This window comes from Desulfosudis oleivorans Hxd3 (genome assembly GCF_000018405.1).
Taxonomy (GTDB): Bacteria; Desulfobacterota; Desulfobacteria; order Desulfobacterales; family Desulfosudaceae; genus Desulfosudis; species Desulfosudis oleivorans.
The window spans coordinates 2,282,523-2,302,381 of record NC_009943.1 but is presented as its reverse complement, the minus strand read 5'-3'; the positions used below and the strand labels follow the sequence as shown (position 1 = coordinate 2,302,381).

Below are 19,859 nucleotides of genomic sequence, written 5' to 3'. Positions count from 1 at the left end.
ATTTTTTACACGCTTTTCTGCCTTAACGGCACGTGACCGGCCTCCATTGCCGCCAGTATGGTGACACGGGTGATTCCGCTGCTGGTGGGCTACTATATTTTTGATTCGCTGGCCAAGAGATACGGATAGGCTGCTTGCGACTCGGCGCGATTCAAGAGGTGTTGCCGCACTGGGGTGCGGCGCTCCCGGGGAGAAGGACTAGCCGCGCTGGGGTGCGGCGTCCCCGGGAACCAGCATTGGCTTTTGTCGCATGGATGGAGTTCGATCCCGATCCCGATTTGGATTCCGGAACCTTTCGGCCTGAGTGAGGGTGATCGGCTATCTGGATAGAACGTCTGGTGATTTTATCGACGGTCTGTTTGGCATAGGTAGGGGAGTTGGCGCCAATGTACTCATAGATGTTTACAAGATGGCCGATGGCATTTTCGGTCCAGTGGACTTTCATTATGCCAGGCCAAATCGCTGACGTACTTCTTTGACATCCACTGTTCTGCCTTCATCACTGTCTTGTATACCCGCTTCAATGGCTTGTCTTACATAAATCTGGTACATCAGGTCATCCCAAGTGGCCTGGTCCGGCAGTTGGTCCAGTAGACGGTGGGCTTTCTGTTTTATGTTGTCTGTCTGCATAATACACCTCTATATATGTTTCAATTATCCTGAATCGGGGTAAATATGTCAAAGAATTTCACAGACAGGAGAAAAAATCAGGATAAACCTCAACGGCACGTGACCGGCCTCCATTGCCGCCAGGATGGTGACACGGGTGATTCCGCTGCTGGTGGACTACTATATTTTTGATTTGCTGGCCAAAAGATACGGTTTAACAGGTTTTGCCGCACTGGGGTGCGGCGCTCCCGGGAACCGTATTGGTTTTGCCGCACTGGGGTGCGGCGCTCCCGGGGAGAAGGACTTGCCGCACGGATGGAGTTCGATCCCGATCCCGATTTCGATTTGGAGGAGGGGAGAGCCCCGGCCATGCCTTTTTGCAGGCAGGGCCGGGGCAAAATGGACTTGCGGGGTTGCCGGGTTACCGGCCTTCGTTTTTCAGGGTGGTGTAAAGGTCAAAGGCCTTTTGCGGGGTCTCGTTGTCATGCACCACGGCTTTGACCGCCTGGATCATGGCCACCGGGGCTTCTGACTGAAAGATGTTCCGGCCCATGTCCACGCCGGCGGCGCCCTGCTGCACCGCGTTGTAGGCCATGGTCAGGGCGTCGAGTTCCGGAAGCTTCTTGCCGCCGGCCATCACGATGGGCACCGGGCAGGAGGCGGTGACTGTTTCAAAGCCCTCATCGATATAATAGGACTTGATGTACTGGGCCCCCAGTTCGGCGCAGATACGGGTGGCCAGCCGGAAATAGCGGGCGTCCCGTGCCATGTCCTTGCCCACCGCAGTCACCGCCAGGGTGGGAATGCCGTACCGGTTGCCCATGTCCACCAGGCGGGTCATGTTGATGATGGACTGGCGTTCATACTCTCCGCCGATAAAGACCTGGACGGCCATGGCGCAGACATTGAGCCGAATGGAGTCTTCGATGTCCACGGCGATCTCTTCGTTGGACAGCTCCTTGAGAATGCTGGTGCCGCCCGAGGCCCGCAGCACGATGGGGGTGGTAAAGGACGGGGGAACGATGCTGCGAAGAATGCCCCGTGTGAGCATCAGGGTGTCGGCATAGGGCACCAGGGGCATGATGTTGATGTCGATGCGCTCCAGGCCGGTGGTGGGCCCCTGGAAATAGCCGTGGTCAATGGCCAGCATCACGGTTCGCCCGGTTTTGGGATTAAAGATACGGGCCAGCCGGTTTTTCATTCCCCAGTCCAGGGAGTTGGACCCCTTGAGGAAAAAGCCTTCCGTTGTCTGGGGGGTTTCGGTGTGGTACTGCTTGCCTTCCTTGAGATCGTCCACGTCTGGCATGGTCTGCTCCTTTGTTACGGTTGTTCTTTGATTTCGTATTGATTGCCGTCATCGTCTTTGACAAAGACAATGGCGGTGCCGTCAGTTTTCGGGATTTGCCGTGCGCCAAACCCCATGGCCGCGCATTTTTCCATAAACGCGACCCGGTTGTTCACCTCCAGGCATAAATGGGAAACCGGGTGATCTTCCTCAAGTTCCGGAATAACAAACACCTCCAGAAGCATTGTTTCATTGCCGTATTCGATGATCAAGGCATCCTGGTCGATGTCGAAAATTTTTTTGATCATCTCTCCCGGCACGGTTCTCTCCCGCTTTTTTTCAAGACCCAGCAGGTCCCGGTAGAAACGGTCGCCGGCGGATGACGACCGGCAGGCAATGCCGATGTGGTGCAGATTCATTCGGGTTCCTATCTCGGGAATGCCGCGGCGTTGCCCCCGTCCACCGGAAAGCTGGCGCCGGTGGTGGGGGAGAGCTCGCTGGCAAAAAAGACCACCACGTTGCCCACGTGTTCAGCGGTGACTGTTGCCTTGAGCAGGTTGCGCTGGCGGTAGTATTCTTTTAATCCTTCCGGGTCCAGGCCCCGGGCCTTCATCCGGTCCGGCCCGATCAGCTCCCACAGCTTGGAGGGCACGGCCGCGTCGCCGAACACCGCGTCCGGGTTGACCATGTTGGTGCGGACCCCCAGGGGTGCCAGCTCGATGGCCGCGATCTTGGCGATCTGGTGGGCCCCGGCCTTGGCCGAGCTGTAGGCCCCGAAAGCGGCGCCCGGATCAAACACGTTCTTGGTGCTGATCACGATGATGTTGCCGCCGGTGCCCTGGCGTTTGAAAATCGGGACCGAGGCCTTGATGGTGTTGAACGTGCCGGTAAGGTTGACGGACACCACCCGGTTGAAGGCGGCGGGAGCAAGATCCTCAATGGTGGCCACATGGGCGATGCCCGCGTTGGGCACCACGATATCGATACCCCCCATCTTCAGGCAGGCCTTCATAAAGGCCCGTTCGGTCTGGTCGTAGTCGGTGACGTCAAAGGAGACGCTCTCCACGCGGTCTTTGCCGTGACGTTCTGAAAGCAGGTCGCACACATTGGCAAGGCCGGTTTCGTCCAGGTCAGCGGCCACCACCACGGCGCCGGCAGCCAAAAGCCGGTCGGCCACGCCGAACCCGATGGCCCCGGCCGCGCCGGTGACCAGGGCCACCTGGCCCTCAAGGGGAAGGGCCGGGTGTTGCGCCACTTTCTTTAACTGAAAGGGCCAGAACTCCATGTCAAATACGTGTTGTGGTGCAATGGCCCGGTAGGCGTCCATGCCGCACCGGTGCTTGATCCGGATGGTGTGGGCCGCGATGTCCGCGGCCACGGTCGCCGCCTTTCGGGTAACGCCCAGCCCCACCAGGCCCAGGCCGGCCACCAGAAACACCCGGGGCAGGGGGTCTGTTTCAGGACATTCCGCTTTGTCGGCATGGGCCGCCACGTAGCGGCGGTACTCTTTGGCATAGGCGGCCACGGTTTTGTCGACCAGGGCCTTTAAAACCTCGTCGCTGTCGGGAATTGACGGCAGGTAGGCGATCCGGTTTTTGGTTCGAATGGCATGGTCCGGTGTCAGCACGCCGGAAGCGCAGATTTTTTGGGCCGACCTGTCCAGGGAGATGGCCACCAGGTCGGTATCGGTGCGAAGATCGGCCAGAAGCCGGGTGGGTTTCCCCTGCCTGTCCACATGGGCGCAGGCACCGCGGATCACCTGGACCACGCGGGCGCAAACGGCGCCCGGCGGGGCCGCCATGGTCTCGGGCACGGCCGTTGGCTGATGGGCCGCCAGCCATGCTTCGGCCTTGCGGACATGTTCCAACATTCGGTTGCAGGCGGTTTTCGCGTCATCGGAAAAGGTGAAGATGCCGTGATTCAGCACCACCACGGTGTCGGCAGCCGGCTGCTTTTCCCATGCCGCGGCCACGTGCCGGGCCAGGGGCAGGCCTGACTTCTCATAGGCCACCACGCAGACGTCCGGGCCGAGGACCTGGCGGACCACGGTTTTTGCCTGCCTGCGGTTGGTCAGGCCGAGCACGGCATCGGCATGGGTGTGATTGACAAACCGGTGGGGCAGAAAGGCGTGCAGAAAGGTTTCCACCGAAGGGGCAGGGGCCCTGACATTCAGCCGGTGACGGGAGAGCTGGTTTTCCATCTCTTCGTCACTTAAGGCCCTGATGCCCTGTATTGGCTCAAGGGCCGCCAGGTCCATGGCGGCAAACCCCTCCGGCTCAATATGGGCCATGTCCACGCCGCTGCCTTTTATACAAAGAACCCGCAGCTCCTTGCCGAAAAGGTCTTTTTCCACCAGCTTGACCGAGGTGTTGCCGCCGCCGTGGAGCACCATGGCCGGGTCGCCGCCCAGCAGGCGGGAGACATGAATGCAGGCGGCCAGGTCTGGAGACAATTCAGGCCGGGCCTTTAAAATGGCATGAACCGCTTTTTTGTCGTACTGGGTCGGCATATTACCGTCTTTCATCGGCTGGTTTCAGGGAAAAGCGGCCCGCTGGGTCTCCGTGCCGCCGTGCAATGTGCCAGTATGCTAAAAAAGGCCGATACCTGTCAAGACCTGATATGGCGCACGGATTTCCGTGGAATTTGTGTTGACACCAGACCGGCCCGTGACTGATGATGGCAAAAAATGACCCGGCCGCGTACAGCGTCATTGCGAGGAGCGTCAGTGACGACGCAATCTTATTCGCATCTGAACAGGATTGCTTCGCTGCGCTCGCAATGACACGGATGAGCCCAGGATTGCTTCGCTGCGCTCGCAATGACACGGATGAGCCCAGGATTGCTTCGCTGCGCTCGCAATGACGGTTAAATACCTACTTTCAGGCTGAAAAATGAACATGTATGAAAAACAGCGGGCCGCCTATGCCCACATTCGCGAGGTCTACGACCGGTATGTCCGGACCCTTGACCTGGCCTGCAAAAAGGGGTGCGCCACCTGCTGCACCATCAACGTGACCCTGACCTCCCTGGAGGCCTGCGCCATTGCCGATCAACTGGACGCGCTGCCCCGGGGGGACCGGCTGTGGGACAGGGTTGTGGCGGCCAGTGAGTCCCGGCGGTTTTGCCCCCAATCAACCTTCAACCAGACCGCCCGGTATTATGCCGACGGGGTGGAACCGCCGGAAGAAGAAACGCCTGACCCGGCATGGGGGCCCTGCCCGCTGCTGATGGCGGACGGGTCCTGCCCGGTTTACGAGGTTCGGCCCTTTGCCTGCCGGTGCATGGTGTCTCAGACCGCCTGCGATGCCGCCGGTTCGGCTGCGGTCTCTTCTTTTACCGTGACCGTGGGAACGGTGATGCACCAGTATATCGAGCACATTGACCGGGCCGGCGTCTCCGGCAACCTGACGGACCTGCTGCTCTGCCTGCGCCCCCGGCATGCCAGGGATGCCTGTAAATCCCTTGTCACAAAGGATTTACGTGAAAACTTCCCCGCCAACACCTTGACGGTCGCGCTTCTGGCCGGGCCGGAGGACAAAGAACGGCTGGCACCGATCCTTGATGACTTAAACCGGTTCTGATAAGTCATTTTGCGCCTGACGGCGGGGAGGTAAGGTAGTAAAATCATATTTTTCAACCCTCCATAGGCATTTGAAAATTAAAAGAAAAAAGCCAACCCCCCATCGCTAAAATTTTTTTGAAAAAGTAAAAAAATATCTTTACTTTCTTTTTTTCAGGTCCATAATTGTCCCCAAGTAAGTCATCATAATCAACTTGATGCAAAGGGGGAAAATCAATGTACTTACCCATGGACAGCCAGACAATCCGCTCTTTCGTGCAGGAGCACGAAACCGACGACGAACCTCCTGACCCGCGGCAGGACGACGAACCTCCCAGTCCGTCGCTGACCTGCCTTTCCACGCATTCCTCTTTCCATGTTTCGGCCCTTTCGGCCGAGGCCTCCTGCCAGGCCGTTTTACCGTCCCTGTGTAACTCAAAAACCCAGGATTTTCGACACCGGTTTTATCCCGGCCTGCCGGATGCCCGGTGGAACAGCTGGCACTGGCAGCTTCAGAATCGTATCTGTACCCCCACCGCGCTTTCCCGGTTTCTGGACCTTTCCCTTGAAGAGATGGGGGTGTTTGCCGAGCTGAAGACCAAGCTGCCCCTGGGTGTTACCCCCTACTACATGAGCCTGCTGCACGGCAGCGCGCCCGGCCATCCGTTGCGCCGGACGGTGGTGCCCACGGTCCATGAGTTTTTCAAGCTGCCCGGGGAGGAAAATGACCCCCTGGGTGAAGAGGGCCATACCCAGATGCCCGGCCTGGTGCACCGCTATCCGGACCGTGTGCTGCTGCTGGTATCCGGCTTCTGTTCCACCTACTGCCGTTACTGCACCCGCTCCCGCCTGGTGGGCCGGGGGAAAATATACCCGTCCCGGTCCCGGCTGGAAAAGGCCATCGACTACATTCGGAACACGCCCACCATCCGGGACGTGCTGCTTTCCGGCGGGGATCCGCTGACCCTCAGCGACGCCAAGCTGGACTGGATCCTGGGCAGGATCCGGGAAATCCCCCACGTGGAGATCATTCGCATCGGCACCAAGGTGCCGGCGGTGCTGCCCCAGCGCGTTACACCGGAACTGGTGCGCGTGCTGCGCAAGTATCACCCGCTATGGATGAGCCTTCACTTCACCCACCCGGAGGAGTGTACGCCCGAGGCCTATGACGCCTGCGCCATGCTGGCCGACGCCGGTATCCCCCTGGGCTCCCAGACCGTGCTGCTCAAGGGCATCAACGACGACGTGGCCACCATGAAGGCCCTGATGCACCAGATGATGCGCATGCGGGTCAAACCTTATTACCTGTACCAGTGCGACCCGGTGGCCGGGTCAGGCCATTTCCGGACGTCGGTGGCCAGGGGACTGGAGATCATTCGGGGGCTGCGGGGCCACACGTCGGGGTATGCCGTTCCCACCTACGTGATCGACGCCCCCGGCGGCGGCGGCAAGATTCCGCTGCTGCCCAACTACGTGGTATCGTCCAGCGACGCCGGAGTGGTGCTGGAAAACTATGAGAACCGGCTGTTTACCTATCCCAACCCGGTGGGCTGTCCGGACGGGGGGTGCGGTTCGGATAACGGAGTTGAAGGGTATATCTGAAAATGAGCGAAGGAATTGTGCTGTGCCGGCTGTGCGCATCCGCGGGACCGACCTGTTGCCAGGGCGGCCTTCGGGACATCTATATTACAAAGGGCGACCTGGAGCGGATCGCTGCTTACCAGGGCCGTGACGACTTTTATGAATTCCGGCCCCCGGCCGATCCGGATTACCTGGACAACAGCAACGACCCGGTGTGGCAGGCCGTTGTCTTCCGGGTCGACGGCACCCGCCGGGTGCTGAAAAAGAACGGGGCCGACTGCCTGTTTCTGAAGGCTGACGGCTGCGCCCTGCCCATGCATATCCGGCCCCTGGTCTGCCGGCTTTATCCCTACGATTATGATGCCGTGGGCCTTCACCAGGCATTTGCCGCCGGGTGCCCCGTCCACCTGGTGCCCCCGGACCGGACCCTGGGCCAGTGCCTGCAAATAGCCACACCCGATATTCTGCGCTGGCACCAGGCCCTCTATGAGGAACTGCTCATTGAACAGGCGGACGCGGCAGTGACGGCCTGAACCCATCCAGGGTGATGGAAATGCTTGGCCAATTCGGCGGTTTGTGCTTTAATAACCGGTATGCGCATTCTTGTCCTCTACAACAGTGTCACCGATCAGAAGGCACCGGACGCCCTGGATGTGCTGTCCCAGGTCGAGGCCGTGTCCGGCGCCCTGTCAGACCTGGGCTACGAACCCGTTCCCCTGGCCTGCGACCTGGACCTGGAGGCGTTGCGCCGGGACCTGGTTTCCCTCTGCCCGGACCTTGTCTTTAACCTGGTGGAGTCCTTAAACGGCCAGGGCCGGCTGATCCATCTCGCGCCCATTCTGCTGGAAGCCATGGGCATTCCCTATACCGGATCATCGGCCTATGTGATCTACCGCACCTCCAACAAGACGGCGGCCAAGGACCACATGAGCCAGTGGGGCGTGGCCACTCCCTCCTGGATCGGTCCGGCCTCGCTGCTTCGGATTCAGCGGACCCGTGTCAACCCCGCGGAGCGCCTGCCCAACCAGTCCTGGATCATCAAGTCGGTGTGGGAACACGCCTCCTTCGGCCTGGACGAGAATGCCGTGGTCTGCCCGGATACCCTGGGCGATATCCTGAACACGCTGAAACAGCGATCCCCGGCCCTGGGCGGGGACTGTTTTGCCGAGCACTACATTCCCGGCCGGGAGTTCAATGTGGCCCTGATAGAAGAGGCGGGCAAGCCCCGGGTGCTGCCGGTGGCTGAAATCCGGTTTGAGAATTATGAAGGAGAGAAGCCCGCCATTGTCTGTTACCGGGCAAAATGGGAGCCCGGCTCCTTTGAGTGTCTCAACACGGTCCGGAGCTTTGAATTTCCTGATTCGGACGGCCCCCTGCTGGAGGGGGTGACTTCCATTGCCCGTCACTGCTGGGACCTGTTCCATTTAAAAGGATATGCCCGGGTGGACTTTCGCGTGGATGACTGCGGCAACCCCTGGGTGCTGGAGGTCAACGCCAACCCCTGCCTCTCGCCGGATGCCGGGTTTGCCGCGGCCATGGAACAGGCCGGCATCTCTTATGTCCAGGCCATTGACGCCATTGTCCGGGCCACGCCGGCCAGGCCCGCAACAGCAACGCCTGCTGGAACAGCCCCGCCGCCGGAACGCGACAGCCAGGGGTTCCGGTACGAAGTGACCGACGACGACCCGGCCGAGGTGCGCCTGCTTGCGTCAGCCACCGGGTTCTTCTCCCCTGAGGAGATTGAAATAGCCGTGGAACTGGTGGGAGAACGCCTGGCCAGGGGGCCGGCCAGCGGCTACGCGTTTGTGTTTCGCGAAGATGAAAACGGCCGGCTGCTGGGGTATGCCTGTTTCGGCCCGGTTCCCTGCACCCGGTCCAGCTATGATCTTTACTGGATTGCCGTGCACCCGGATTTCCAGAAGAACGGCCTGGGACGGGTCCTGATGGCCGAGGCCGAGCGGCTCATCGCCCGGGCCGGCGGCACGCAGGTTTACGCGGACACTTCAGACCGGCCCCAGTATGCGCCCACCCGGCGTTTCTACGAGCGGTGCGGGTATGTCCGGGTGGCCGGGCTGCCGGAATTCTACGGCCCGGAAGACGGCAAGGTTGTTTTTGAAAAAAAGCTGACCCCGGCCGCCTGACCTCCCTGGGTCATTGCGAGCGCAGCGAAGCAATCTTAAGCGCACTTGAATCCCCCCGGAGATTGAGATTGCTTCGTCGCTGACGCTCCTCGCAATGACATGAAACGGCTTCGTCGCTGCCCCCACGGCGTTTTCGATCCCCTGATTTTACCAGGCTTGCTTCGGCGGATTAAAGTACCCGAACCTCACCCACGGCGCCGCCTGTTTTACTTTTTTCTGCCACGCAAGAAGGCCCATGGGCCGGGAGGACAAACCGGCAAGTCCCATCTTCTCCATGTACCAGTCCGGATCGATGTTGAGGTTCCGCATCTGGATGTAGTCCACGCGGAACCGCCGGACCAGGTCAATCAGGGCCGCCGTCTCTTCCGGATCATCGGTCAGGCCGGGAAAGATAAAGTAGTTGAGGGATATCCACCTGCCGTGGCGCCGCATCACGTTCATGGATTCCAAAACATCTTCAAATGCGTAGCCGCGCGGCGAGTAGTAGGCAAGGTAAAGGGCCTTCTGCGCGCTGCTCAGGCTGACCCGAATGCTGTCCAGCCCGGCGGCACAGAGCCGTTCCACCACCCGGGGAAGGCTGGCGTTGGAGTTGAGGTTGATGGTGCCGGCGGATGTGCGGTTCCGGATTTTCAAGATGGCCGCCTCGATCACGTCTCCCTGAAGCAGGGGCTCTCCCTCGCATCCCTGGCCGAAGCTGATGACCGGCCGGGGGGCATTGTCAAGATGCGGAACCGTGAATTCCACAATCTCTTCCGGCGTGGGCACAAACGCGAGCCGGTCCTGGGTTACGGGCACGCCGCTGGTTTTTGGCTGCCAGGAGATGCAGCCCAGGCACCGGGCGTTGCAGGAGATGCTGGTGGGCACCGGGCACTCCCACCGGTCCTGGACAAAATTCTGGGCCGCCGGGCAGTGGTAGCGGCGCACGCAGTTCTGGACCAGGTGCTCCACCAGCCGGTTGCCCGGATAACGTTTCAGGGTTTTGACGGCGCCGGCCTCGATCGTCCGTTCATCCATCTGGTCAAGGTCCTGGCGGATGTCGGCATCCACCCGGCAGGCGGCAACAACAAACCGGTCGGCGTTCCAGCCCACGGCGGTATAGGCAAACAGGGGCAGCCGGGCCTTTGGGTCTTTCACCTGGCAGGCGGACAGCAAAAGCTGGGAGTAGGCCGGTGCCATAAAGGCCGCCACAGCGATCACCGGCTCCCCCTGATAATGGGTCACCGGCACAAAGCGTTTTTGCGCGGGATCATATCCCACCGGCACCCGGCCGGGCAGCTCAAACAGGCTGCTGCCGTGGGGCAGGGGGATCAACTCCGGTTTTGCGGGCCGTTTTAAAATTTCGCGCTGCCGGCCCGCCATCTCCAGCTCCGGAATCTCAAACACCCGGCCGTGACCGTCGCTGACCACCAGCCGGGGGGCCGTGTGCCGTTTGCCGGAGCCGGCCGCCCGTTTTCGCCGCTTTTTCTCCACTCCAAAGTCCTTTCAAACCGTGCCGCATTCAAATCATGTGCGCCATCTTAATCAATGCAGGTCAGATGATGCAACGGGGTTTTCTGCTGCTGTCTTTTCACGAAACACCAGCCACCTGCAAACCCGTTAAAACCTTTATCTGTTTGTGCCGGAATGCCAGAAGTATGGTCAGCAGGTTTGGAGAAAAAGAAATAGATATACTTCCCCCCGTGCCCTTTGCTTCAACAACTGATTACCAGGGATCGACAAAGGCGTGGCCGGGGGTATCAGGTTTTGAGGGTGGTGCGGATTTAATGCCGCGCATGATCCACTGGCGGGTGTCGGCCGGGTCGATGACGGCATCCAGCTCCAGGTAGGAGGCGATGTTAATGGCCTTGCCCCGCTGGTAGAGCTCATTTACCATCTGGTTGTAAAACTGGTCCCGGGCCCCGGGGTCTTCAATGGCGGCCAGTTCCTTTTTAAACCCGGCTTTGATGGCGCCCTCAATGCCCATGGCGCCGAACTCGCCGGTGGGCCAGGCAGCCGTGAAAAAGGACTCGTGAAACCCGCCTTTGGCCATGGCCATGACGCCCAGGCCGTATCCCCGGCGCAGCACCACCGTGAAGTAGGGCACGGTGAGGTGGGAGCCCACCACAAACATTCGGCACACGTGGCGCACCTGGGCCCGTTTTTCCATTTCCGGGCCCACCATGAAGCCGGGGGTGTCGCACAATGACAGAACGGGCAGGCCGTGGGCCTGGCAGAGCTGCATCATGCGGGCCGCCTTGTCCGCGCCTTCCGCCTCAATGGCGCCGGCCATGTGCATGCAGTTATTGGCGATCACGCCGAATGGCCGGCCTTCCACGCGGACAAAGCCCGTGACCATGCCCGGTCCGAACTTCGGGCGCAGCTCCAGAAATGAATTCCTGTCGGCCATGGCTTGAATGACCGCGCGCACGTCATAGGGCTGCTTTTTGTTTTCCGGAATCAGGTCGCGCAGCAGGTCCTGGTCATCGGCTTCCCACTGGGGCGCTCTCCCCTGAAAATAGGAGAGGTATTGCCGGGCAGTGTTTACCGCGGCCGCGTCATCGGCCACTTCAATATCCACCACGCCGTTTTTCGTCTGCACGTCGATGGGGCCGATCTCTTCGGGCTTGAACACACCCAGGCCGCCGCCCTCGATCATCACCGGGCCGCCCATGCCGATATTGGAATTTTTCGTGGCGATAATCACATCGCAGCAACCCAGCAGGGCCGCGTTGCCCGCAAAACAGGGACCGGACACCACACCGACCAGCGGCACCCGGCCGCTTAAACCGGCAAACGCGGCAAACGTGGAGAGGTCCAGGCCGGCGGTCATCACGCCGATGGCGTCCACATCCCCCGGCCGTCCCCCCCCGCCTTCGGCAAACAGGACCAGGGGCAGGCGCTGCTCATGGGCCAGCTTGAGCATGCGGTCCATTTTTTTGTGGTTGAAATATCCCTGGGTGCCGGCCAGCACGGTGTAGTCATAGGCCATGACCATACAGCGGGATTTTTCCTCGCCGATCAGGTCGTTGTTGACCGTGCCGATGCCGGCGATCAGGCCGTCGGCCGGGGTCTTGGCGATCAGGTCTTCCGCCGACCGCCTGCCGCGCTGGGCCGCCACGGCCAGGCCGCCGTATTCAATGAAACTGTCGGTATCGCAAAGCGCGGTGACATTGGCCCGGGCGGTCTGCTGGTTCTTCTGTTGACGACGGGCCACCGCATCCGGCCGGTTTTCGTCCAGCAGGAAACCATGGCGCTCTCTCATCTCGGCCAGTTCAGGACGCACGGAAGCGGTCTTCTCCGAACCTGTCCCGTTTTTTTCTTCTTCGCTGTTCATTTGGCGATAGTCTCTGTAGGGAGGTTATTCGAAAATATCCAGCGGTCCCAGACCTCTTCTAATGATTTCAGGCTCTTCATCAACAAAGGAGAGAATGCTGGAAGGCTGGCACGGCACCGGTCCGCCGTCGACCACGATATCGAGCAGCTTGCCGAAGTGGTCGTGAATCAGCTCCGGGTCGGTAAACACCCCCTTGTCCGGCAGCTTGGCCGTAGTGGAGATGACCGGGTTGCCCAGGGCACGGACAATGGCCATGCAGATGGCGTTGTCCGGCACGCGGATACCGGCGGTTTTGCGCTTGGACACCATGGTCTTGGGCAGGGGACGGGACCCCTCCAGAATAAAGGTATACGGCCCGGGCAAAAGCCGCTTCATGGTGCGGTAGGCATAATCCGTGACCTTGGCGTATTCACTGATGTCCTTGAGATCGCAGCAGATAAAGCTGAAAGGCTTGCTTTTGTGGCGCTGCTTGATCTGGTAAATCTTTTCCACGCTTTTTTTCTGCATGATGTCGCAGCCGATGGCGTAAAAAGTGTCGGTGGGAAAAGCGACAATACCTCCCTGGCGAAGGCTGTCCACCACCTTGGCAATCAGCCGCTCCTGTGGGTTCTGGGGATTGATTTTCAACAGCATGGCACACCTCAGGATTTTGAGTTTAAAAAAACATTTACCCTTATTGGTGCGTATTGTCAAATCAAGAGTTTACCGGAAAAACAGTAAAACCGTCCTCGGCCGTTGCAGTCCTAAAAAAATCGTCCAGAAAGCGGTTTACGGAGGAGAAAAACGCAGATACACGTTTTTTACCGTACTGTCATCAAAAATAAAAGATTGTACGGCACCCTGCTTTTGTGCTATTGGAACTCTTATTTTCAAAAGAATGGCGCAGTCTTTTTCTGCTGTTCGTTTATCCTTCAATAACAGATATTTGTAATTTCTAAAGGCATGGTTGGGAGGCCTGTAGCGTATGAAGATCACCCCGGAGGAAACCTATTCGTTTGACGATGTATTATTGATTCCAAACTATTCCGATGTGTTGCCCGATGACGTGAACACCACCACGCGTCTGACCGTTGAACTGTCGGTGAATATTCCCATTGTCAGCGCCGCCATGGACACGGTCACCGAATCGGCCACCGCCATCAGCATGGCCAGAGCAGGGGGCCTTGGCTTTATTCACCGCAACATGAGCATAGAGGCCCAGGCCATCGAAGTGGGCAAGGTCAAAAAATCAGAAAGCGGCATGATCGTGGACCCGGTGACCACCGGTCCCAACGAGCCCATCAGCGCGGTGCTCAGCCTGATGAAGGAGTACAACATCTCCGGCGTGCCCGTGGTCCAGGGTGACAAGCTGGTGGGTATTGTCACCAACCGGGACCTGCGGTTTGAAGGCGACCTGGACAGAAAGGTCTCGGAAGTGATGACCAGCAAGCTGATCACGGTTCCCGAGGGCATCACCCTGGAGGAATCCAAGGAGTTGCTGCACCGCCATAAGATCGAAAAACTGCTGGTGGTGGATAAAAAGGGCCGCCTGGCCGGTATGATCACCATGAAGGACATTGAAAAGCTCAAGAAATATCCCAATTCCTGCAAGGACGAGCTGGGCCGGCTTCGGGTGGGGGCCGCCATCGGCGTGGGCAAGGAGGCCATGGAGCGGGCCGAGGCCCTGCTCAAGGCCGGGGCTGATGTGATTGTTATCGATACGTCCCACGGCCATTCTCAGAACGTGATCGACACGGTCAAGACCCTCAAGCAGACCTTTAAGCCGATTCAGGTGATCGCCGGCAACGTGTGCACGGCCAAGGGGGCTGAAGCCCTGATCGAGGCCGGTGTGGACGGGGTCAAGATCGGTGTGGGCCCGGGCTCCATCTGCACCACCCGAATCGTTGCCGGTGTGGGCATGCCCCAGCTCACCGCCATTCTCAACTGCCGGTCGGTGTCCAACAAAACCGGTGTTCCCCTGATCGCCGACGGCGGCATCAAGTACTCCGGCGATATCACCAAGGCCCTGGCCGCCGGTGCTCACACCGTGATGTTGGGCGGGCTTCTGGCCGGCACCGAAGAGAGTCCCGGCGAAACCATCCTCTTCCAGGGCAGAAGCTACAAGGTCTATCGCGGCATGGGATCGGTGGAGGCCATGAAACAGGGCAGCAAGGACCGTTACTACCAGACCAACGAGGTGGAGGACAGCCAGCTGGTGCCCGAAGGCATTGTGGGCCGGATTCCCTACCGCGGTACCGTGTCCGGCAACATCACCCAGCTGGTGGGCGGGCTCAAGGCCGGCATGGGCTACCTGGGGTGCCGGAACGTGGACGAATTGCGCGAGCGGGGGCGGTTTGTGAAGATCAGTGCCGCCGGCCTTCGGGAGAGCCATGTGCATGACGTGATCATCACCAAGGAAGCCCCCAACTACCGCGTGGATTGATTCGTACTTGGGAGCAAAGCGATTTCCGTCATTGCGAGGAGCGTCGCGACGAAGCAATCCCCGCCGCCAGAGGCGTCCAAAGGCGTTTAAGATTGCTTCGCTTCGCTCGCAATGACGTTTTATCGTCTCGAAGCAACGGTTTAAATATAAATGGTCAGGCCCGGTCCGGTTTCACTGGCCCGGCCCCTGCAGCCTGAAAAAGGTAGAATATGATCGCCCCGGTGACCGGTCCTGATTTTGTCCATCTGCACGTTCATACCGCCTACAGCCTTTTGGACGGCATCATTCGCATCGAGGCCTTGATGAAGCGGGCCGTTGAATACGGCATGGGCGCCGTTGCCATCACTGATCACGGCACCATGTTCGGTGTGGTCTCCTTTTACAAGGAGGCGGTCAAAGCCGGTATCAAGCCGGTCATCGGGTGCGAGTGTTACGTGGCGCCCCGCTCCATCACCGACAGAACCCCAATGGATCACGACGGCCTGTCCCACCTGGTGCTGCTGGCCGAAACCATGGAGGGATACCGCAACCTGTGCCACCTGGCCAGCATCGCCTCTCTTAAGGGGTTTTATCATAAGCCCCGCATCGACAAAGAGTTGCTGAAACAGTACGGTAACGGCCTGATCGGGCTGTCCGCCTGCCTCAAGGGGGAGGTGGCCCAGCGCCTTCTGGAGGGCAACACCGAGGCCGCTGACCGGGCGGCCCGTTTTTATCAGGAGGCGCTGGGTGAAAACAGCTTTTTCCTGGAGGTCCAGAACAACGGTATCCCCGAGCAGACAAGGCTCAACGCGGCCCTGCGGGAGATGAGCGACCGGCTCTCCATTCCCCTGGTGGGCACCAATGACTGCCACTACCTGGACCGGGAAGACCACAACATTCATGACCTCTCCCTCTGCCTTCAGACCGGCAAGACCATCCACGACGCCGACCGGTTCCGGTTCGAAACCGATCAGTTGAATTTCAAGCCCAAACACGAGATGTGTACCTTTCTGGAACCGTTTCCGAATGCGGCCACCAACACCGTGGCCATTGCCGACCGGTGTAACGTGGAGCTTGATTTCAAGACCCTGCATTTCCCCGTGTTTGCAACCCCCCCGGGCAAGACCGTGGACCAGCTGTTTGAGGAAACGGTGCGGGAAGGTTTTGCCCGGCGCCTGAAGGCCGTGGCCCGGAAAAACCCGGACTTTGACCGGGAGGCCTACGACCGGCGACTGGAGTTTGAACTTTCGGTGATTACGGACATGGGCTTTCCCAGCTATTTTCTCATCGTGGCCGATTTTATCGCCCATGCCAAGGAAAACGGTATTCCCATCGGCCCGGGGCGCGGGTCGGCGGCCGGCAGCATCGTCTCTTACGCCATGGGGATCACCGACCTGGACCCCATTGAGCACGGCCTGCTGTTTGAGCGGTTTTTAAATCCCGAACGCAAGAGCATGCCGGATATTGACGTGGATATCTGCATCATCGGCCGGGAGCGGGTTTATCATTACCTGGTGGAAAAATACGGCGGCAGCGACTACGTGGCCCAGATCATCACCTTTGGCTCCATGAAAAGCCGGGCCGTGATCCGGGACGTGGGCCGGGTGATGGGCATTCCCCTGTCCGACGTGGACCGGATCGCCAAGCTGATTCCCATGAACAAAAGCCTTGACGAGGCCCTGGCCGAAGAGCCGGACCTGAAAAAACTGGTGGACTCCCGGCCCGACTTTGCCGAACTCGTAGCCGCGGGCCGGGCGCTGGAAGGGATGCCCCGCCACGCCTCCACCCACGCCGCCGGCGTGGTGATCGGCGACAAGCCCCTTACCGAATACCTTCCTCTTTACGCGGTCAAGGAAAACGAGGCCCTCACCCAGTACGACATGAAGTGCGTGGAGGCCATCGGCCTGGTCAAGCTGGACCTGCTGGGCCTGCGCAACCTCACGGTGATCGCGGACACCTTGAAAATTCTTCAGCAGCAGGGCCGGCAGGTTCCGGACATGTCTCACCTGGACCTGGCCGATGAAAAGACCTACCAGCTGCTCTGCGCGGGTAAAACCACCGGCGTGTTCCAGCTGGAAAGTACGGGAATGAAGGAGCTGCTCCTGAAACTGAAGCCCACCACCTTTGCCGATATCACGGCCCTGGTGGCCCTTTACCGGCCCGGCCCCATGGGCAGCGGCATGCTGGTCGATTTCGTGGAGTGCCGCCACGGCCGCAAGCGGGTGGAATACCTGATTCCCGAACTGGAGCCGATTCTAAAAGAGACCTACGGCGTTATCGTTTACCAGGAACAGGTCATGCAGATCGCCCAGGCCGTGGCCGGGTACACCATGGGCACCGCCGATGACCTGCGCAAGGCCATGGGCAAGAAGATCGCCGCCAAAATGGCCGAGCATCAGGCCACTTTTATCGAAGGGGCCCTGGCCCGGGGCATCGACAAGGCCAAGGCTGAAACCCTTTACGAACAGATCAAGTTTTTCGGCGAGTACGGGTTTAACAAGTCCCACAGCGCCGCCTACGCCCTGGTGGCCTTTCAGACCGCCTATCTCAAGGCCCATTTTCCCGTCGAACTGATGGCGGCCCTTCTTACCAGTTCCACGAACAAGACCATTGATGTGGTCAAGTTTATCGCCGAGTGCCGGGCTCTGGACATCGAGGTGCTGCCGCCGGACATCAATGAAAGCGAAGTGGCTTTTTCCGTGGTGGGCGACAGGCTTCGTTTTGGCCTGCTGGCGGTCAAGAACGTGGGCGAGGGGGCCATCGAAGCCATTGTGGAGGAGCGGCGGGCCAACGGCCGGTTTGTCTCGATTTTTGATCTGTGCGAACGGGTCCCCCTGACCAAGGTCAACAAGAAGGTGCTGGAGAGCCTGGTCAAGTGCGGGGCACTGGACTCCACCGGCGCGGGCCGTGCCCAGATGACGGCGGTTCTGGAAGACGCCCTGGCCCACGGCCAGACGGTTCAGCGGGAAAAAAACGACAGCCAGATGAGCCTGTTCGACATGCCGGGCGCCGACGCGGCCCTCAACGCGCCAACCCTGCCGGACATGCCGGAGTGGTCTGACCGCCAGCGGCTGGCTTTTGAAAAAGAGGTCCTGGGGTTTTACGTCAGCGGTCATCCCCTGGCCGCCTACCGGGATGTGCTGCGCAAATACGCCAATACCGACGCCCTGACCTTAAAGGAAATAGCGGACCAGAGCAACGTGATCATCGGCGGCGGCATTACCGTGGTGAACCGAAAGACCACGAAAAGGGGCGACCAGATGGCGATCGTGACCATCGAAGACATGTACGGCACCGTTGAGGTGGTGGTGTTTCCCGACCTGTTCGAGGTGGTGCGGGGGTTTTTGGCCGAAGACGCCCTGGTGTTTGTTCAGGGAAAGCTTGAATCCAGTGAAGTGTCCACCGCTATTCAGGCCGAGCGGGTGGTGCCCCTGGACCGGGCCGAAGATGTCTGGCTCCCCAGCGTACACTGCACCATCGATCCCGTGAAAACCGACAAACAGACCCTGCGAAAGCTGCACGAGGTGTTCAAACAGCATGCCGGCGCCTACAGTGCCTTTCTTCACATTACGGCGCCGCCCGGAAAGGCGGGCACCCTGATTGCGCTGCCCGACACCATGAAGCTGGACTCAGATGCCGCGCTCTTCGACAAGGTCAACGACCTTTTGGGTTACAGCGCGGTCCAGGTCTCCTGTAAGCTGATGCCCGGCGCGGAAAAGTGGAGTGCCCCGAAAAGAAAGAATTTTAATGGAACATACTATAGAAAAAGGACCCCATGATGAAGGTGCCGCTGCTTGATTTGAAAGGCCAGTACGCGACCATCCGCGACGAGGCCCTGAGGGTGACGTCCGAAATTTACGACAGCCAGATGTTTATTCTGGGGCCCCACGTGGAAACCCTGGAACAGGAGATTGCCCGGTACACGCAGAGCCGTTATGCCGTGGGGGTCTCTTCCGGCACCGACGCCCTGCTCGTCTCGCTGATGGCCGCCGGTATCGAACCCGGCCACCGGGTCCTGACCACGCCCTACACTTTTTTTGCCACTGCCGGCGTCATTGCCCGCGTGGGTGCCATTCCCGTGTTTGTGGACATTGAACCGGACACCTTCAACATGGACATGGCGGCCCTTGCCAAAACCATTGATGAACTGCCGAAGGCGGCCCGCGCCCAGTGCAAGGCGGTTATTCCCGTGCACCTTTACGGCCAGTGCGCCGACATGGACCCTTTGCTTGAACTGGCCGGACAGCACAACCTGGTGGTGATCGAAGACGCGGCCCAGGCCATCGGTTCTGAATATAAAGACCGCCGGGCCGGCGCCATGGGTGACTTCGGATGTTTCTCCTTTTTCCCGTCCAAGAACCTGGGGGCCTTTGGCGACGGCGGAATGGTCACGGTCCAGTCCAAAGAGCGGTACGAAAGGGTCCAGATCCTTCGGGTCCACGGCTCCCATCCCAAGTATTACCACTCTTTTATCGGCGGCAATTTTCGGCTGGACGCCCTTCAGGCGGCCATTGTTTCCATTAAATTGAAACACCTGGATGCATGGACCGAAAAGCGGCGGCAAAACGCGGGTACCTACCGCAAACTGTTTGAGGCCGCCGGCCTCACCGAACAGGTCCGGCTGCCGGCGGATGTCATGTCCCGCCACATCTATAACCAGTTTGTGATATCCGTGCCCGAACGGCGGGACGACCTGGTGGCCTTTTTAAGGGAGCAAGAGGTCGGCGTTGAAATCTACTACCCGGTGCCCCTTCATTTGCAGAAATGTTTTGCCTATCTGGGTTACCAGGAAGGTGACTTCCCGGTGTCCGAGCATGCCGCGGCCCACACCCTGGCCCTGCCCATCTATCCCGAGCTTTCCCAGGATCAACTGGCCTATGTGGTGGAGTCCATCGCGGCGTTTTATAAGCAGGAGTAAGTGGAGCGATGCTCTCTTCGTGATCTTTGTGCGCTTCCTGTTCTTCGTGTTA

15 protein-coding genes are annotated in these 19,859 nt (G+C 59.7%); 7 read left to right on the top strand and 8 right to left on the bottom strand.

Going from position 1 to position 19,859, the window contains the following annotated elements; all coding sequences use genetic code 11:
* Positions 1–151 precede the first annotated feature (151 nt).
* From DOLE_RS18800 to DOLE_RS09735, 5 genes are all read right to left on the bottom strand, one after another.
* Positions 152–445 (bottom strand): type II toxin-antitoxin system RelE/ParE family toxin, encoded by a 294-nt coding sequence (locus DOLE_RS18800; RefSeq protein ID WP_083766576.1) that lies wholly within the window; start codon positions 443–445, stop codon positions 152–154.
* Positions 445–630 carry a hypothetical protein gene (locus DOLE_RS09750; RefSeq protein ID WP_012175314.1) on the bottom strand — a complete coding sequence of 62 codons (186 nt, stop codon included), beginning with the start codon at positions 628–630 and terminating at the stop codon, positions 445–447. The genes DOLE_RS18800 and DOLE_RS09750 overlap by 1 nt, the downstream gene beginning before the upstream one ends.
* A 400-nt stretch (positions 631–1,030) precedes the next feature.
* Positions 1,031–1,915: a 3-hydroxy-5-phosphonooxypentane-2,4-dione thiolase gene (gene lsrF, locus DOLE_RS09745; RefSeq protein ID WP_012175313.1), complete on the bottom strand. Its 885-nt coding sequence runs from the start codon at positions 1,913–1,915 to the stop codon at positions 1,031–1,033.
* A gap of 14 nt (positions 1,916–1,929) precedes the next feature.
* The gene (locus DOLE_RS09740) at positions 1,930–2,313 is read right to left on the bottom strand and encodes a VOC family protein (protein WP_012175312.1); all 384 of its coding nucleotides are present in this window, start codon (positions 2,311–2,313) and stop codon (positions 1,930–1,932) included.
* 8 nt (positions 2,314–2,321) lie between these two features.
* Positions 2,322–4,418, bottom strand: a complete 2,097-nt coding sequence (locus tag DOLE_RS09735) for a bifunctional aldolase/short-chain dehydrogenase (RefSeq protein ID WP_012175311.1) — start codon at positions 4,416–4,418, stop codon at positions 2,322–2,324.
* 367 nt (positions 4,419–4,785) lie between these two features.
* On the opposite strand from DOLE_RS09735, the gene DOLE_RS09730 reads away from it, so the two are divergent.
* The 4 genes from DOLE_RS09730 (at position 4,786) to DOLE_RS18510 (ending at position 9,175) form a co-directional block, all read left to right on the top strand.
* Entirely contained in the window at positions 4,786–5,475 is a 690-nt protein-coding gene (locus tag DOLE_RS09730) for a hypothetical protein (RefSeq protein ID WP_012175310.1), read from the top strand.
* Positions 5,476–5,690: 215 nt separating this feature from the next.
* Positions 5,691–7,055, top strand: coding sequence for a KamA family radical SAM protein (locus tag DOLE_RS09725; RefSeq protein WP_012175309.1), 1,365 nt, complete (start codon positions 5,691–5,693; stop codon positions 7,053–7,055).
* Positions 7,056–7,057: 2 nt separating this feature from the next.
* A complete protein-coding gene (locus tag DOLE_RS09720; RefSeq protein ID WP_012175308.1) occupies positions 7,058–7,567 on the top strand; it encodes a hypothetical protein in 510 nt (169 codons plus the stop codon).
* 60 nt (positions 7,568–7,627) lie between these two features.
* Positions 7,628–9,175, top strand: coding sequence for a GNAT family N-acetyltransferase (locus tag DOLE_RS18510; RefSeq protein WP_208596975.1), 1,548 nt, complete (start codon positions 7,628–7,630; stop codon positions 9,173–9,175).
* Between the two features lie 147 nt (positions 9,176–9,322).
* Here DOLE_RS18510 and DOLE_RS09710 read toward each other — a convergent pair whose 3' ends face one another.
* From DOLE_RS09710 to DOLE_RS09700, 3 genes are all read right to left on the bottom strand, one after another.
* The gene (locus tag DOLE_RS09710; protein ID WP_012175306.1) at positions 9,323–10,645 is read right to left on the bottom strand and encodes a radical SAM protein; all 1,323 of its coding nucleotides are present in this window, start codon (positions 10,643–10,645) and stop codon (positions 9,323–9,325) included.
* A gap of 232 nt (positions 10,646–10,877) precedes the next feature.
* Positions 10,878–12,488 (bottom strand): acyl-CoA carboxylase subunit beta, encoded by a 1,611-nt coding sequence (locus DOLE_RS09705; RefSeq protein ID WP_083766575.1) that lies wholly within the window; start codon positions 12,486–12,488, stop codon positions 10,878–10,880.
* Positions 12,489–12,512: 24 nt separating this feature from the next.
* Positions 12,513–13,121 (bottom strand): L-threonylcarbamoyladenylate synthase, encoded by a 609-nt coding sequence (locus DOLE_RS09700; protein WP_012175304.1) that lies wholly within the window; start codon positions 13,119–13,121, stop codon positions 12,513–12,515.
* 331 nt (positions 13,122–13,452) lie between these two features.
* On the opposite strand from DOLE_RS09700, the gene guaB reads away from it, so the two are divergent.
* From guaB to DOLE_RS09685, 3 genes are all read left to right on the top strand, one after another.
* Positions 13,453–14,910, top strand: coding sequence for an IMP dehydrogenase (guaB, locus tag DOLE_RS09695; RefSeq protein ID WP_012175302.1), 1,458 nt, complete (start codon positions 13,453–13,455; stop codon positions 14,908–14,910).
* Positions 14,911–15,119: 209 nt separating this feature from the next.
* A complete protein-coding gene (locus DOLE_RS09690; RefSeq protein ID WP_012175301.1) occupies positions 15,120–18,668 on the top strand; it encodes a DNA polymerase III subunit alpha in 3,549 nt (1,182 codons plus the stop codon).
* Complete coding sequence (locus DOLE_RS09685) at positions 18,668–19,807, top strand: DegT/DnrJ/EryC1/StrS family aminotransferase (RefSeq protein WP_041280487.1); 1,140 nt, start codon at positions 18,668–18,670, stop codon at positions 19,805–19,807. The genes DOLE_RS09690 and DOLE_RS09685 overlap by 1 nt, the downstream gene beginning before the upstream one ends.
* The last annotated feature ends 52 nt before the right edge of the window (positions 19,808–19,859 follow it).

Excerpts from the sequence above, each read along its gene's own strand:
- DOLE_RS18800 (WP_083766576.1), bottom strand. The coding sequence starts at position 445 with ATGAAAGTCCACTGGACCGAAAATGCCATCGGCCATCTTGTAAACATC.
- DOLE_RS09750 (WP_012175314.1), bottom strand. The coding sequence starts at position 630 with ATGCAGACAGACAACATAAAACAGAAAGCCCACCGTCTACTGGACCAA.
- lsrF (WP_012175313.1), bottom strand. The coding sequence starts at position 1,915 with ATGCCAGACGTGGACGATCTCAAGGAAGGCAAGCAGTACCACACCGAA.
- DOLE_RS09740 (WP_012175312.1), bottom strand. The coding sequence starts at position 2,313 with ATGAATCTGCACCACATCGGCATTGCCTGCCGGTCGTCATCCGCCGGC.
- DOLE_RS09735 (WP_012175311.1), bottom strand. The coding sequence starts at position 4,418 with ATGAAAGACGGTAATATGCCGACCCAGTACGACAAAAAAGCGGTTCAT.
- DOLE_RS09730 (WP_012175310.1), top strand. The coding sequence starts at position 4,786 with ATGAACATGTATGAAAAACAGCGGGCCGCCTATGCCCACATTCGCGAG.
- DOLE_RS09725 (WP_012175309.1), top strand. The coding sequence starts at position 5,691 with ATGTACTTACCCATGGACAGCCAGACAATCCGCTCTTTCGTGCAGGAG.
- DOLE_RS09720 (WP_012175308.1), top strand. The coding sequence starts at position 7,058 with ATGAGCGAAGGAATTGTGCTGTGCCGGCTGTGCGCATCCGCGGGACCG.
- DOLE_RS18510 (WP_208596975.1), top strand. The coding sequence starts at position 7,628 with ATGCGCATTCTTGTCCTCTACAACAGTGTCACCGATCAGAAGGCACCG.
- DOLE_RS09705 (WP_083766575.1), bottom strand. The coding sequence starts at position 12,488 with ATGAACAGCGAAGAAGAAAAAAACGGGACAGGTTCGGAGAAGACCGCT.
- DOLE_RS09700 (WP_012175304.1), bottom strand. The coding sequence starts at position 13,121 with ATGCTGTTGAAAATCAATCCCCAGAACCCACAGGAGCGGCTGATTGCC.
- guaB (WP_012175302.1), top strand. The coding sequence starts at position 13,453 with ATGAAGATCACCCCGGAGGAAACCTATTCGTTTGACGATGTATTATTG.
- DOLE_RS09690 (WP_012175301.1), top strand. The coding sequence starts at position 15,120 with ATGATCGCCCCGGTGACCGGTCCTGATTTTGTCCATCTGCACGTTCAT.
- DOLE_RS09685 (WP_041280487.1), top strand. The coding sequence starts at position 18,668 with ATGAAGGTGCCGCTGCTTGATTTGAAAGGCCAGTACGCGACCATCCGC.